We start from the raw sequence: 13837 nt of genomic DNA on the forward strand, positions 1-13837 counted from the left end.
TTACTCCCGCTCGCCGGTCAGGCTGAGCAGCATCTGGAACAGGTTGACGAAGTTCAGGTACAGCGACAGCGCGCCCATAACCTGCATCTTCTGCGCGACCTCGTGGCCCGCATAGACAAAATAATCCGACTTGATGCGCTGCACATCCCAGGCGGTCAGGCCGGTGAAGACCACCACGCCGATGATCGAGATGACCATCTGCATCGCCGAAGACCCCAGGAAGACATTGATCAGGCTGGCGACGATGATGCCGATCAGGCCCATCATCAGGAAGCTGCCCATCTTTGTCAGGTCACGCTGGGTGGTATAGCCCCACAGCGACATGGCGAGGAACATGACCGCGGCCGAGAAGAAGGCCTGTGCGATGCTGCCGCCGGTGAAGACCAAGAACACGCTGCCCAGCGACACGCCCATCACCGCGGCGAACGCCCAGAAGGTCATGCGGGCCGTCGCGGTCGACATTTTTTCGATTCGGAAGCTGAAGAAGAAGACGAAGGCCAGCGGCGCGAAGATCGCCACCCACTTCAAGGGCGTGCCATAAATGGCGGCGGCCAGCGCCGGCGTATTGCCGATCAAAGCAGCCACAAGCCCGGTGATGACCAGCCCGAGGCCCATATTACGAAAAACGCCCAGCATATGCGCACGCAGCCCGGCATCGGTATCGACCGACCGGCTGGCGCCATAGCCCGGCATGCGAACGGGATTATTCATGGGACACACTCGCTCCATTAAAAATGGCCAAAAACTTGGTTCGAGTGGCCCGGTGCGGTCTCCTGCGACGACAAGAGGGGGCAAATCGCCGCAAAACCTGCACCGGGCGCACCCGATGCGGTCCGACATCGCGACAGGATCAGGGGGAAAATCCATGTCGCCAGAGGGGCCCGGCCCGCATCAGAAATATCGGGTGGGTAACGCGGTGCTGCAAGGGATCGGCCCGCCTGCAACATTTTATTACAATCGGACCGGGTGACGCCGTCGCGGACAAAACGGTCTTCCAAAAGCGACGGCGAGTCAGACACCTGTATCGCCTTTCGCATTTTCGTTACTTAGCTAACTAAATAACTCTCTATTCCCGGTAGATCGGGAAGGATTGACCCCCGTCCCGCTTCGCGACATGGCATATCCCCATGTCCGACGACCAGCATATCCCCGCGCCGCTGCGCCTGTTCAACAGCCTGACTCGCACGATCGAGCCATTCGTGCCGATCGAGGATCATCATGCGCGCGTCTATAGCTGCGGTCCGACCGTCTATAATTACGCCCATATCGGCAATCTGCGGGCCTATGTCTTCACCGACACGCTGCGCCGGACGCTGTTGTGGAAGGGGCTGGCCGTCACCCACATCATCAACATCACCGATGTCGGGCACCTGACCAGCGACGCCGATGCGGGCGACGACAAGATGGAGGCAGCCGCGCGCGCGTCGGCCAAGAGCATCTGGGATATCGCCGCCCATTATACGGACGCGTTCAAGCAGAATATCGCCGACCTCAATATCCTGTCGCCCAGCGAATGGACGGTCGCGACCGACTATGTGCCCCAGATGATCGCATTTGCGGAAAGAATTGCGCCGGATCATTGCTACGAACTGGACAGCGGCCTTTATTTCGACAGCAGCAGCGTGCCCGATTATGGCGCGCTGGCCGGCGGGCGGGACGATGCCGCCCACGGACGTATTGATCCGGTCGCGGGCAAGCGCAATCCGTCGGACTTCGCCATCTGGCGCAAGTCGCCGCCGGGCGAGAAGCGCCAGATGGAATGGGACAGCCCATGGGGCAAGGGCGCGCCGGGATGGCATCTGGAATGTTCGGTCATGTCGCAAGCGCAGCTTGGCCATCCGTTCGACATCCATACCGGCGGCATCGACCATCGCGAAATCCATCATCCCAACGAAATCGCCCAGAACCAGGCGTTCCATAGCTGCTGCGGCGATCCCGGCGCGGCGGCGGCGGGCTTCACCGGCGCGCGCTGGTGGATGCACAATAACTTTCTCGTCGACCGGCAGGGGAAGATGAGCAAATCGAAGGGCGGCTTCACCACCCTGTTCAGCCTCGTCGATGCGGGTGTGCATCCGCTCGCCTACCGCCTGCTGTGCCTGGGCGCGCATTATCGCAGCGAACTGGAATTCAGCGCCGACAATCTGGCCGCCGCGCTGACCCGGCTCAAGCGGCTGGTCATGGGTGTCGAGGGGTTGAAGGCGCGCGCCGAGGGCGTGACCTGGCAATCGCCGCGTCTCGACTATCTGCGTGCCAACCTGCATCCCAAGCTGGTGCCGCTGCTCGAACAGTTCGATGCGGCGATCGCCGACGACCTTATGACGCCGCGCGCCCTGCCCCTGTTAGAAGAGGCGACGGCCATGAAGAAGGTGCCGGTGGACGAAAAGCTCTGCCTGATCGGCGCCTTCGACCAGGCGCTGGGCCTCAACCTGCTGACGCTATCCCGCGCAGACCTGCGGGTGCAGCCCAAGGATGCCCAGATCACGCCGGAGGAGATCGAGGCCGAACTGGAACGCCGCACCGCCGCAAGGGCGGAAAAGGATTTCGCCTTGTCAGACGAGATTCGCGACGCCCTGATCGCTCGCGGGGTCGAGGTGATGGACGGCGATCCGCTGCGCTGGGATTGGCGGCTGACGCTAGGCTGATGGTTACGCAGCCGCATCGGCCTTGACGCCCGCCCGTTGCCGACCCAAGAGACAGGCGGGTCGATCGAAGAGCGGGGGTAGTGTCATGCGGCTTTCCACGCGCTATGCGGCCATGTGTATGGCGCTGGCCCTGCCGATCCATGCGGCGGCGGCGACTGCACAAACCGCGGCGGCTTTCTCCCCCGGCGACCCGCGCCATGCCCGGCTCTATGCGCTCGAACGCCAGGCCGTCGCCCTGTTCGACAGCGACGATTATGCCCTGTCCATGTCGCAAAAGACCCGCGACGCCTGGGCTCGCCTGCATGCCGCCGCGCTGAAAATGAAGGTGGCGGGCAGGCCGCATCCGCTCGCCGGGGTCGCCTTAATCAACCTGTCCTCCATGGACCAGATCGACGGCAAGAATCCCGACGCGCTGGCCCGCGTCAATGAAGGCCTGTCGCTGCTCGCGCCCTTCGCCGACGCCTATCCCGTGGCCTGGATGCAGGGCCTGTCGATCAAGGGCTATGTGCAGGCGGCGCTGGGCGACGTGACCGGCGCAGCGGATATATTGGCGCAGGCCAGCGGCTATATGGACGGCTATATCGCCCGCACGCCCGCCGACAAGCTGGACCCATCGACGCATATGCTGCGATCGAACATAGCCTTTTCCCACGCCCAGGCGCTGACCCGGCTGGGTCGCAACGACGAGGCGGTGGACGCGCAAAAGGCCAGCATGGATGCCCGGATCACGGCGGCCGGGCCAAACAGCCCCGACACGATCGGCTCTTACTACAGCTATGCCCAGATGCTGCAGCGCGCGGATCGCGATGGCGAAGCGGAAAAATATGCGCGCATGGCGGTCGACATCGCCACCGATCATGTCGATCGCAAACATCCCAGCTATGCCCGCGCACTCGAAGCACTAGGCCTGCTGCTGTCGCGCACCGGCCGACGCAATGAGAGTCTCGATTATCTCCAGCGGGCCATCGCCATCAAGCGCGACACGGTGGGGACAGGCAGCCTTTATTTCCAGTTCGGCCTGCAAAATCTCGGCACCGTGCTGCTCCCGCTGGAACGCTATGCCGACGCCGAATTGCTGTTCATGGAGGCGGAACGCGGCTTTCGCGCCATCGAGGGCGACAATAGTCCGCAATCGGCCCGCGCCCTCGCCTTCGCCGCATCGGCGGCGCTGGCGGAGGGCCGCCGCGACCAAGGCGTCGAGCGGTTCAACGCCGCCTTGGCGCGGGTGCGCGCCGGATCGGACGAGGACCGGGACATCGGCCAGCGCGTCTATCCCTATCTGATACCGGCGTTGATCGCCGCGGGGCAGGACGAAGAGGCGCGCGCTGCCGCCGCCGCCTTTGCGGCAGAAACGCGCCAGCTCGATAATGCGCCCGCCATTCCCCTGGCGCAGGCGGCGATGCTGTCGGCCTGGACCGGACCGGACAGGGCGGCGCTCGGAGGGACGGCGCGCCAGCTTGTCGGCCTGTTGCGCGACGATGCCAGTGTCCATGATGATGCCGAACTGACCGAGGCGCAACGGGCCGCGCTGGACGCGATCCTGGCGGTTGCGGGGCAGACACAGGACGCCGCATTGGCGCTGGACGCGATGGCGATCCTGGCCGGGTCGCGCATCGCCCAGGCCAACCGGCTGGTCGCCCAGCGGCTGGTCGCCGATCCGGCGCTGGCCGCGCGGGTGCGCAGCTTGCAGGACCGCACCAAGACGCTTCAGGCCGCAGACAGCCGCCTGCTCAAGGCATTGGCGACCGACAGCGGGGTCGCGGCGGCGCGGACCGAACGCGCTAAGGTGGCGGCGACGGTCGATGCCGAGCGCGCCGCCATCGCCCGCGACTATCCGCGCTGGGTGGAAGCGCATGGGGGCGAGCGGCCCGATCTTGGCGCGCTGCGCGCTGGCCTCAGTGCGGATGAGGCGTTGCTGGCGGTGATGCCGGCCTTCGATGGCGTCTATCTGCTGGCCATCGGGCCCGACGGCACGCGGATCGAGCGGGCGCCGATGGATCGCGCTGCGCTGGTGGCGTTGGTGGGGCGGCTGCGGTCGTCGCTGACCCCGGCCGGCTTCGACCAGGACAGCGCCCACACGCTATATAGCCAGATCTTCACCCCCGCTATCCTCGCCGCTCTGGGCCAGGCGCGCACATTGCGCATTGTGCCGACCGGGGCCTTCGCCTCGCTGCCCTTCGGAATGTTGGCGCAGCGGCCGATTGCCGCGGTGACGCCCCGCACAGCCTGGCTGATCCGCCGCTTCGCGATAGAGGTGCAACCGGGCTTCACCGTCACGAAAGACAGGCGGGAACGGATGGCAGCGCGGGATCAGTTTCTGGGCATCGGCGCGCCGCTGACCTTTGCCGCCGTTCAGACGATCGATGCGCCGCGCGGCGGGGCGCGGGCGCTGTCGCAATTGCCGCCGCTCCCCGGGTCGCAGGCCGAATTGCGGGCCGTGGCGCATCGCTTCGGCATGGATCGCACCACTTTGCTGATCGGACGGGACGCCAGCGAGGCGGCGCTGCGGGATCGCGACCTGTCCCGCTATGGCGTGATCCTGTTCGCGACCCACGGGCTGGTGAGCGGTGAGATGGAGGGCGTGACCGAGCCGGCGCTGCTGCTGTCCCCGCCGGCGGCCGATGCGGTTGGCGACGATGGGCTGCTGACGGCATCCGAAGTGGCGGCGATGCGGATCGCGGCCGATTGGGTGATCCTGTCCGCCTGCAACACGGTGGCGGGCGACAATGCCGCGGCCCCGGCCTATTCGGGGCTGGCGCAGGCGTTCCGCTATGCCGGGGCGGGATCGCTGCTGGTATCGCACTGGCCGGTGCGGGACGACGCCAGCGCCTTCGTCACGCTGGAAACGGTGAAGGGCGCGGCGCGTGGCCTGCCCCGCGCCGTGGCGTTGCAACGGGCAATGCTCCGGTTGATCGGATCGAAGCGGCCCAACGCCGCCCAGCCCTATATCTGGGCGCCGTTCATCCTGATGGGGCGTTAACCCGCTTCGAGCGCCGCGCCGGCCTCCATCCAGATTTCCTCGGCGCTCTCCAGCTTCTTTTCCACCTCGGCGCGCTTCACCATCAGCTGGCTGGTGGTCATCTTCGCCTCTGCCCCGGTCGCAGCCTTGGGATCGGACAGGACCGCGTCGATGCGCTTGCGCTCGGCGATCAGGGTCGTCATTTCGCGCTCGGCCTTGTTGACGGCGTTCTTCAAGACCTTCTGCTTTTCGCGCCATTCGGCGGCGGCCTTTTTGTCGGCCTTGCGATCGACCTTGGGCGCGTCGCCGCTGCTGTTGCCGTCGGCCTTGCGCAGGATGATGTCGGTGTAATCGTCCAGCGATCCGTCGAACGGCTGGGCAGTGCCGTTGTCGACCAGGACGAGGCGGTCGGCGACCAGTTCGATCATGTGGCGATCATGGCTGACGATGACGACCGCGCCGCTATAGTCGTTCAGGGCCTGGACCAGCGCCTCGCGGCTGTCGACGTCCAGATGGTTGGTCGGTTCGTCCAGGATCAGCATGTGCGGCGCGTCGCGGGTGATCAGCGCCAGGGCCAGACGGGCGCGCTCGCCGCCCGACATGGAGCCGACCTTCTGCACCGCGCGCTCGCCGGAGAAGCCGAAGCGACCCAATTGGGCGCGCACCGCGCCCGGCGTCGCGCCCTTCATGACGCGGGTCATATGTTCCAGCGGCGTGTCCGTAACGTCCAGTTCCTCCACCTGATATTGGGTGAAATAACCGACGTTCATCTTGGGGCTGGAGGCCATCGTCCCTTCCATCGGCGCCAGTTGCGCGGCGATCAGGCGGGCCAGCGTCGTCTTGCCGTTGCCGTTGCGGCCGAGCAGCGCCAGCCGGTCGTCGGGGTCGATGCGCAGGTTGATGCGCTTGAGGATGGGCGTTTCGGTGTAGCCGACCGCGGCCATATCCATGGTGATGAGCGGGGGCTTGAGTTCGGCGGGGCTGGGAAAGCCGAAATGCAGCGTCGGGTCTTCGATCGCGGCGGCGATGGGCTGCATCCGGGCGAGCGCCTTGGCGCGGGACTGGGCCTGCTTCGCGGTGGAGGCGCGGGCGGAGTTGCGGGCGACATATTCCTGGAGCTTCTCACGCTCCGCCTGCTGCTTGGTGCGGGCGGATTCGAGCTGGGCGAGCCGTTCGGCGCGTTGCCGCTCGAACGCATCGTAACCGCCGGGATAGAGGGTGACCTTCCCCCCTTCCAGATGCAGGATATAGTCGACCACATTGTTGAGCAGGTCGCGTTCGTGGCTGATGACGACCACGGTGCCGCGATAGGCTTTCAGGAAATTCTCCAGCCAGAGCGTCGCTTCGAGGTCGAGATGGTTCGACGGCTCGTCGAGCAGCAGCAGGTCGGGATTGGAGAAGAGCAAAGAGGCGAGCGCCACGCGCATCTTCCAGCCGCCGGAGTAACTATCGAGCGGACGCCCCTGCATTTCCTCGTCAAAGCCCAGGCCGACGAGGATGCGGGCGGCGCGGGCGGGCGCGGTGTAGGCGTCGATCGCCGTCAGCCGCTCGTAGATATGGCCCAGGCGATCGGGGTCTTCGGTATGCTCCGCTTCCGCCATCAGTGCGGCGCGTTCCTTGTCGGCTTCGAGCACGGTGTCGAAGGGGGTCGCGGTGCCGGACGGGGCTTCCTGCGCGATATAACCCAACCGCGTGTCGCGGGGCATGTCGCACGACCCCTCGTCCGGGTCGAGCTGGCCGATCATCACCTTCATCAGCGTGGACTTGCCAGCGCCGTTGCGGCCGATGAGGCCGACGCGGCTGCGCGGCGGCAAGGCGGCGGCGGCGCGATCGAGAATGACGCGGCCGCCAAGGCGCACGGTGATAGCGTTGAGATTCAGCATGGGCGCGCCTGTAGCAGAGGTGCGGCGGGTCGGAAAGGCGTGGTCGGGGCGTTTTGCAATGCAACGCAGCGTTGCGAAGTTCACACTGTCGTGGCTGACGCAAAAGCGTGGGGACGGACGGGCGGCGTGGATTTCGCAATAGGAGAATTTTTGCGAAATGGGGGCGGGTCGCGCGGGAGGTGGCGCGGTGCGTGGCAGGCGGACACTGGGAAAGAGCTTGGGGGATTATGGCATGGGTAGTGGGGTGTAGGACAGGGGGGAGTGGCAGAAAGGACTGACCTCAATAACTCATTCTATACAACCCAAACTAACGAGAGCAGCAACGATACCCATTTCAAATTGTTGAAAAGATTCAGAACATCTAAGTTTACCAAGACTTTGCCTCTGCGCAATTGCAGAAATTACTTGATGAACATTTGGCTTAGATCGTCGGCCTCGAATAGTCTTGATAGCTCTGCTAAGAACCAATTTAGGATCAACTAGTTTTTCTGCCTCTTGAGCATTCTTAGGAAGCCCGAGAATATCTAAATCCCCCCTATAGCCAAAAGCTTCACCGATCGCTTCTTGATCTGCTAACATCCACGCTTCTGTTTCATGCCTCGGCGCAACAACAACACACCGTTCGAGAGGAAATCCACAAAGTTCAAATGCGGCTTGCCGGTAAGCTTCCGAACGGTGATCCATACCTGCCTCTAGTGCCCGGCCCCCAGTGTCAGCATGTATAAATACAATATGAAAAGCGCTATGCTCCTCACATATTTCTGAGGCAACAGCCTGTACTGTTCTACCGGATTTTCCAAGATTGATAGCCGCAGTCAAAGGAACGGTCACGTTCCTCGTACCGCGACATCTAACCAAGTCTTCTAATAAAATCGGTATAATGATACCAAAATAAGCCTCATCGGTTGTGCCTTCATGCATTGCGGCCCAACTTAGATAGGTCATGCTGCATCAACCGATCGCTGAAGAAGATGCTCGATCTCGGATCGAACGAGGTGGTGTTCTGGATCGTATAGGTCTTCGCTAGGCTGTACACCTGTACGCATACGGGTCCGAACCGCTCGTTTTGTAGTTTCGCGATCAACTTCTGAAACTGTATCAGCTGCGACAATTTCGACGTCGTCTAAAGCAGCCATTACTTTGGGCGAATGTGTCGCTATCAGAATTTGAAATGATGGCTCGTCTGGATCAGTCGAAACCATCGCAGACTGACGTAAAAACTGCACCAATGCAGGAATTCTACCCTCGTGAACACCGTTTTCAGGCTCTTCGAAGCACAACGTGCCTTGCCGTTCCGGATCATTAAGTAAGGTTAATAGTGCCAATAAGCGGAGCGTTCCATCCGATATTACTCTTGAACTAAACGAAAGATCGTCGGTAAACTGTAAGGCATATGCATGCTGCCGTTGAGAAACATTACTAAGACTTTCTAGCCTTGAAACGGAAGGAATAAGAGATGATAAATCTGCAGCAATATCGGACAAAACACCATCTGGTCTAATTTTAGTACTAGTTTCTTCTTTCAGACGAGCTAGAACTGCGGCTAAGTTTGACGCATCCGATTTAAGCTTTGGTTCGTCAAATCTATCATTATCCATCCGTGCCGCCTGCGGATTTATTTCAAGAAAGCTTATGTTTCCCAATGCTTCACGAAGCGCATAGAGATGTGGGAATTCAGCAGTAGAAATTGTCGATAATGCTGTGCGAGAAGCTTCCTTTAGAGATAACGTCAGGGGCCTACCGTGCTTTTGACGACCATCCTGCCTAACTTCTATAGCCTGCTTTTCCTCATTTACGCGAATGAAGTGGCTAACACGAGTATAATTTACCTGCGCATTTTTTAAATAAGATTTAGCTCGATCTTCGCCTTTAGAAATAGGTCGGCATAGCTCTCGTACCACTTGCACCCTGCGCGGCATGCCATCATCGCCAACCAATATACCAAGCTCTAATTCATATCGTAGTCTTTGGGCGGGAACGTCATAAGCCATGCCAAATGCGTCGGTACCGCTCCGATGCAACAAAACTTCAACCGCAAAAGACATACTCTGCGTGGTACCGTTAGGAGTTCTCCTGAACAACTCTTCTGGTTCACCCCGAAGCCCCTGCATCGCATGTCTAATATCATATTTTGCTAGAAGTGATATAAACCGAAAAGCATCAAATAGATTGGACTTACCACTAGCATTTGGACCGACAAGAGCCGTAAATGGCTGCAAATCGACCGCAAATCCTTGAAAAGTTTTAAAACCGTCGATCTCAATACGCGTAATCATAACATTACTCTAAAAGCGGCGGCGATGAGACACAATATGCTGATACCCCATCCAGATGGAGCCAGTGGTATTTCTATTAGCGAGCGGGAGCAAGGCCTCTCCCTACCCTACCCCTTCGCCGGTCCCTCCGCATAAAGCGTAAATTCCCCCTTCAATCCGCCCACGCTCGATTGCCCGACCCACAGGTCGAACGCGCCCGGTTCGGCGATGCGCTGGCTGCGGGCGCCGACGAACTCAAGATCGACGCGGGAGAGGGAGAAGCGGACGGTCTTGCTTTCGCCCGGACCCAGCGTCACGCGGGCCATGCGTTTCAGTTCGCGGATCGGGCGGGTGCGGCTGGCGACGCGGTCGCGGGTGTAGAGCTGGACGACTTCGCTGCCCTTGCGGTCGCCCTTGTTGGTGATGCGGGCGGTGACCTCGATTGCGGCGTCCCAGCGTAGCGCGGTGTCGGATAGCTTCAACTGGTCCAGCACGAAGTCGGTATAGGTCAGGCCGTGGCCGAAGGGGAAACGGGCGCTGTTGTCGGTGGTGGCGTAGCGGGCCTTATATTCGGTGCGGTTGTCGATCACCGGGCGGCCGGTGGATTTGCGGTCATAATAGAAAGGCTCCTGCCCGCTTTCCCAGGGGAAGCTGACGGGTAGCTTGCCGGACGGATCGACCCGGCCCAGCAGGATGTCGGCGATGGCGTGGCCCGCCTCGCTCCCCAGGAACCAGGTGGCGAGGATCGCCTGCGCATTGGCGACGCCGTCGTGCAGGGCGAGCGCGCGGCCGTGGCGCAGCAGGATGACGACGGGCTTGCCGCTGGCCGCGACCGCATCGGCCAGCGCCTGCTGCGCGGGGGGGATTTCGATGACGGTGCGGGATTGGGCTTCGCCCGACATGGCCTGCGATTCGCCGATGGCGAGCAGGACGATGTCCGCCGCCCTGGCCGCCGCCACCGCCTTCGCAATGCCGCCGTCAATGGGTCCGCTGATGTCGCTGCCGCGCGTGACGGTCAGCTTCGCCGGGTCGGGGAGCGCGGCGCGCAGGCCGGTGGCGATGTCGACGCCCTTGTCCGGGTCGCCGTAAAAGGCCCAGGGGCCGTAAAGATTGGCGACGTCTTCGGCGAAGGGGCCGATCAGGGCGATCGCCTGCCCCTTGGCCGGGTCGATCGGCAGGACGCCGTCATTCTTGAGCAGCACGACCGATCGGGTGGCGGCTTCGCGGGCGAGCGCGCGGTGGGCGGGAGTGAAGATGCGGGTCTTTTCCGCTTCCTCGTTAAGCGATCTGTAAGGGTTGTCGAACAGGCCGATGGCGGCCTTCACATAGAGGATGCGGCGCACGGCGACGTCGATCGTGCCCATCGGCACCGCGCCGCTCTTCACCAGGTCGGGCAGATAGCGGATGTAGAGGCCGCTCTGCATCGACATATCGACGCCCGCGAGGACGGCGAGGCGGGCGGCGTCGCGATCATCCTCGGCAAAGCCATGGGCGACCAGTTCCTCGTCGGCGGTGTAATCGGAAAAGACGAAGCCGCGAAACTGCATCTCGCCGCGCAAAATGTCGGTGAGCAGTTCGCTGTCGGCGGTGGCGGGCACGCCGTTGATCTCGTTGAAGGCGGCCATGGTGGTCAGCGCGCCGGCCGCGAACGCCTTGCCGAAGGGGGGCAGATGGGTTTCGCGCAGCGTTTCCTCGCTGATGTCGACATTGCCATATTCCAGGCCCGCGGCGACCGCGCCATAGGCGGCGAAATGTTTGGGGCAGGCGAGGAGGGAGTCGTCGCGGCGCAGGTCGCGACCCTGATAGCCGCGGATGCGAGCGGCGGACAGCAGGCCGGTGAGGGTGACGTCCTCCCCTGCCCCCTCCACCACGCGGCCCCAGCGCTGGTCGCGGGCGACATCGACCATGGGCGCGAAGGTGAGGTGGAGGCCGGCGGCGGTGGCTTCGACGGCCTGGGCGCGGGCGGTGCGCTGACACAGGTCGGGATCGAAGCTGGAGGCTTCGGCGAGCGGCACGGGGAAGATGGTCTTGAGGCCGTGGATGACGTCGCCCGCGAAGAGCAAGGGGATGCCGAGGCGGCTGTCCTTGACCGCGATCTCCTGCGCGCGGCGGCCGCCTGCGACGCCGATGCCGTTGAAGAGGCAGCCGACGCGGCCCCGGCGGATTTCGGCCGACAGGCGCTTTTCATCCTGGATGCCGACCTGCGGATTGGGCGGGTTGAAGGGGCGGAAGCTGTCGGCCAGGCAGGTCATCTGCCCGGCCTTTTCCTCCAGCGTCATCTTCGCGATCAGGGCGTCGACGCGCTCGACATCGGTTTGCGCGAGGGCGCTGCGCGGAAGGCCCAGTGCGAGGACGCCGCCCAGCGTGCGGATCAAGAGGTCGCGGCGATCAAGTGTCATGCAAAGAGGGGCGTAACCGGGCAAGGATGAATGGAACTTGTCCAGCGAACGCGGCGGCGCAAATTTTGTTGCACTGCGGCAATGACCCTGCGGCGCGGCGGCTTTGGCAGGCGATGGGCGGAATGTTGGGGGAAGGCTATGGTGGACGCACTTGGGCTCGAACCAAGGACCCGCTGATTAAGAGTCAGCTGCTCTACCAACTGAGCTATGCGTCCACACCGGCCTGTTTCCGGTCCGGGAAGGACCGACCGCATCGGCCCGATGCAGTGGTGGACAGGGCTGGATTCGAACCAGCGTACGGGAAACCCGGGCAGATTTACAGTCTGCTGCCTTTAACCACTCGGCCACCTGTCCAGTGCCCTGCGCGACAAAGAAATTTGCGTTCCCGCCCCGCTGGAGGCGGCTCAATGGCGAAAGGAGACTTGCCTGTCAATGGGGTGATGTGAAAAGAGCGCAATCATGAAAAAGCCCAATCGCTCCACCAAGTCCAAGGGCGCCTTCCCGCGCTTCTATGGTCGTCACGCCGTCATAGCGGCGCTCGCCAACCCCAACCGCATCGTGCGCAAGATATGGGGCACGCGCGAAGCGCTGGGCGCCCTCGACCTGCCGCCGGTGCTGCCGATCGTCTATGCCGACGTCGCCGACATGGGCCGGATGGTCCCGTCCGACGCGCCGCATCAGGGGATCGTCGCCGAAGTCGAGCCGCTGGACGATGTCTGGCTGGGGGAGATATTGGAGGAAGGGCTGGACGACCGGCGGCCTATCCTGGTGCTGGACCAGGTGACCGACCCGCATAATGTCGGCGCGATCCTGCGCTCCGCCGCCGCGTTCGACGCGCTGTGCATCGTCACGCAGGACCGGCATGCCCCGCCCGAATCCGGCGTGCTGGCGCGGGCGGCGTCGGGCGCGCTGGAAAATGTGCCCTGGGTGCGGGTGGTGAACCTGGCCCGCGCGCTCGAAGAGATTGCCGAAGCGGGGTACTGGCGCATCGGGCTGGACGGCGAGGCGGACACCACATTGGGCGAGGCGATCGGCGAATCGCGCGTGGCGCTGGTGCTGGGGGCCGAGGGCGAAGGGCTGCGCCACAATACGATCGCCCATTGCGACATCATCGCCAAGCTGCCGATCAGTCCGCGGATGGAGAGCCTGAACGTGTCGAACGCCGCGGCCATCGCGCTGTACGCCGCAACCGTTCGCTGACCGGCCGCTTCACCCTCGCCAACCAAGCACCTGCGGCCAGGCTACGGGTGAAGAATGGGGCGTCAACAGCCGTTCGCTTCGAGCATGTCGAGAAGCGAACGGCGGCAGGTTCATCGGCGCACAGGCGCCTGCTCAGTCTTCCGGCGCGATGGTGACGCGCAGGCCGTCGAGCGAGTCGTTCAGCACCACCTGGCAGGACAGGCGGCTGGTGTCGTTGCGATGGTCGGAACTGTCGAGCAGGTCGTTTTCGTCCTCGCTCATAGCCGGCAGCGCGTCGGCGAAGGCCGGATCGACATAGACATGGCAGGTGGCGCAGGAGCAGCAACCGCCGCACAGCGCGAGCAATTCGTCAAAGCCGTTGTCGCGGATGATTTCCATCACCGACAGGCCATTGTCGCCATCGACAGCCTGTTCTTCACCCGCACGGTTGACCACGATCAGTTTAGGCATCTATCCAATCCCCTCGAATTTTCTTCGCCGCTCTGACCCACAGACGCCG

At 63.0% G+C, this 13837-nt stretch carries 9 protein-coding genes and 2 tRNA genes; 3 read left to right on the forward strand and 8 right to left on the reverse strand.

All coding sequences use genetic code 11. The features are described from left to right. Positions 1-711, reverse strand: coding sequence for a Bax inhibitor-1/YccA family protein (locus CEQ44_RS19155; protein WP_088184816.1), 711 nt, complete (start codon positions 709-711; stop codon positions 1-3). 416 nt (positions 712-1127) lie between these two features. On the opposite strand from CEQ44_RS19155, the gene cysS reads away from it, so the two are divergent. Together cysS and CEQ44_RS19165 are read left to right on the forward strand one after the other, a co-directional pair. Beyond that, complete coding sequence (gene cysS, locus CEQ44_RS19160; protein WP_088184815.1) at positions 1128-2642, forward strand: cysteine--tRNA ligase; 1515 nt, start codon at positions 1128-1130, stop codon at positions 2640-2642. An 85-nt stretch (positions 2643-2727) separates the two neighbouring features. Further along, positions 2728-5622 (forward strand): CHAT domain-containing tetratricopeptide repeat protein, encoded by a 2895-nt coding sequence (locus tag CEQ44_RS19165; RefSeq protein WP_254913649.1) that lies wholly within the window; start codon positions 2728-2730, stop codon positions 5620-5622. On the opposite strand, the gene CEQ44_RS19170 is transcribed toward CEQ44_RS19165, so the two are convergent. The 6 genes from CEQ44_RS19170 to CEQ44_RS19195 form a co-directional block, all read right to left on the reverse strand. After that, complete coding sequence (locus tag CEQ44_RS19170; RefSeq protein ID WP_088184814.1) at positions 5619-7484, reverse strand: ABC-F family ATP-binding cassette domain-containing protein; 1866 nt, start codon at positions 7482-7484, stop codon at positions 5619-5621. The genes CEQ44_RS19165 and CEQ44_RS19170 overlap by 4 nt on opposite strands. 288 nt (positions 7485-7772) lie before the next feature. After that, positions 7773-8429, reverse strand: coding sequence for a DUF4276 family protein (locus CEQ44_RS19175; protein WP_088184813.1), 657 nt, complete (start codon positions 8427-8429; stop codon positions 7773-7775). Next, on the reverse strand, positions 8426-9760 hold the full coding sequence (locus CEQ44_RS19180; protein WP_088184812.1) for an AAA family ATPase: 1335 nt from the start codon (positions 9758-9760) through the stop codon (positions 8426-8428). Before CEQ44_RS19180 ends, CEQ44_RS19175 begins: the two co-directional genes overlap by 4 nt. 107 nt (positions 9761-9867) lie before the next feature. Then, complete coding sequence (gene bglX / locus CEQ44_RS19185; RefSeq protein WP_088184811.1) at positions 9868-12138, reverse strand: beta-glucosidase BglX; 2271 nt, start codon at positions 12136-12138, stop codon at positions 9868-9870. A gap of 139 nt (positions 12139-12277) precedes the next feature. Further along, positions 12278-12353: transfer RNA gene (locus CEQ44_RS19190), tRNA-Lys, on the reverse strand. 52 nt (positions 12354-12405) lie between these two features. After that, a tRNA-Tyr gene (locus CEQ44_RS19195) sits at positions 12406-12492 on the reverse strand. Positions 12493-12597: 105 nt separating this feature from the next. On the opposite strand from CEQ44_RS19195, the gene rlmB reads away from it, so the two are divergent. Continuing rightward, the gene (gene rlmB, locus CEQ44_RS19200; protein WP_088184810.1) at positions 12598-13338 is read left to right on the forward strand and encodes a 23S rRNA (guanosine(2251)-2'-O)-methyltransferase RlmB; all 741 of its coding nucleotides are present in this window, start codon (positions 12598-12600) and stop codon (positions 13336-13338) included. A 132-nt stretch (positions 13339-13470) separates the two neighbouring features. Here rlmB and CEQ44_RS19205 read toward each other — a convergent pair whose 3' ends face one another. Beyond that, positions 13471-13788, reverse strand: coding sequence for a 2Fe-2S iron-sulfur cluster-binding protein (locus tag CEQ44_RS19205; protein ID WP_088184809.1), 318 nt, complete (start codon positions 13786-13788; stop codon positions 13471-13473). Positions 13789-13837: the final 49 nt, after the last annotated feature.

It is taken from the genome of Sphingobium sp. Z007 (assembly GCF_900013425.1).
Lineage (GTDB): Bacteria > Pseudomonadota > Alphaproteobacteria > Sphingomonadales > Sphingomonadaceae > Sphingobium.

What these genes read in the sequence shown, in the direction of transcription:
- bglX (WP_088184811.1), bottom strand. Translation starts at nt 12,138, where the DNA reads ATGACACTTGATCGCCGCGACCTCTTGATCCGCACGCTGGGCGGCGTC.
- CEQ44_RS19170 (WP_088184814.1), bottom strand. Translation starts at nt 7,484, where the DNA reads ATGCTGAATCTCAACGCTATCACCGTGCGCCTTGGCGGCCGCGTCATT.
- CEQ44_RS19155 (WP_088184816.1), bottom strand. Translation starts at nt 711, where the DNA reads ATGAATAATCCCGTTCGCATGCCGGGCTATGGCGCCAGCCGGTCGGTC.
- rlmB (WP_088184810.1), top strand. Translation starts at nt 12,598, where the DNA reads ATGAAAAAGCCCAATCGCTCCACCAAGTCCAAGGGCGCCTTCCCGCGC.
- CEQ44_RS19165 (WP_254913649.1), top strand. Translation starts at nt 2,728, where the DNA reads ATGCGGCTTTCCACGCGCTATGCGGCCATGTGTATGGCGCTGGCCCTG.
- CEQ44_RS19205 (WP_088184809.1), bottom strand. Translation starts at nt 13,788, where the DNA reads ATGCCTAAACTGATCGTGGTCAACCGTGCGGGTGAAGAACAGGCTGTC.
- CEQ44_RS19175 (WP_088184813.1), bottom strand. Translation starts at nt 8,429, where the DNA reads ATGACCTATCTAAGTTGGGCCGCAATGCATGAAGGCACAACCGATGAG.
- CEQ44_RS19180 (WP_088184812.1), bottom strand. Translation starts at nt 9,760, where the DNA reads ATGATTACGCGTATTGAGATCGACGGTTTTAAAACTTTTCAAGGATTT.
- cysS (WP_088184815.1), top strand. Translation starts at nt 1,128, where the DNA reads ATGTCCGACGACCAGCATATCCCCGCGCCGCTGCGCCTGTTCAACAGC.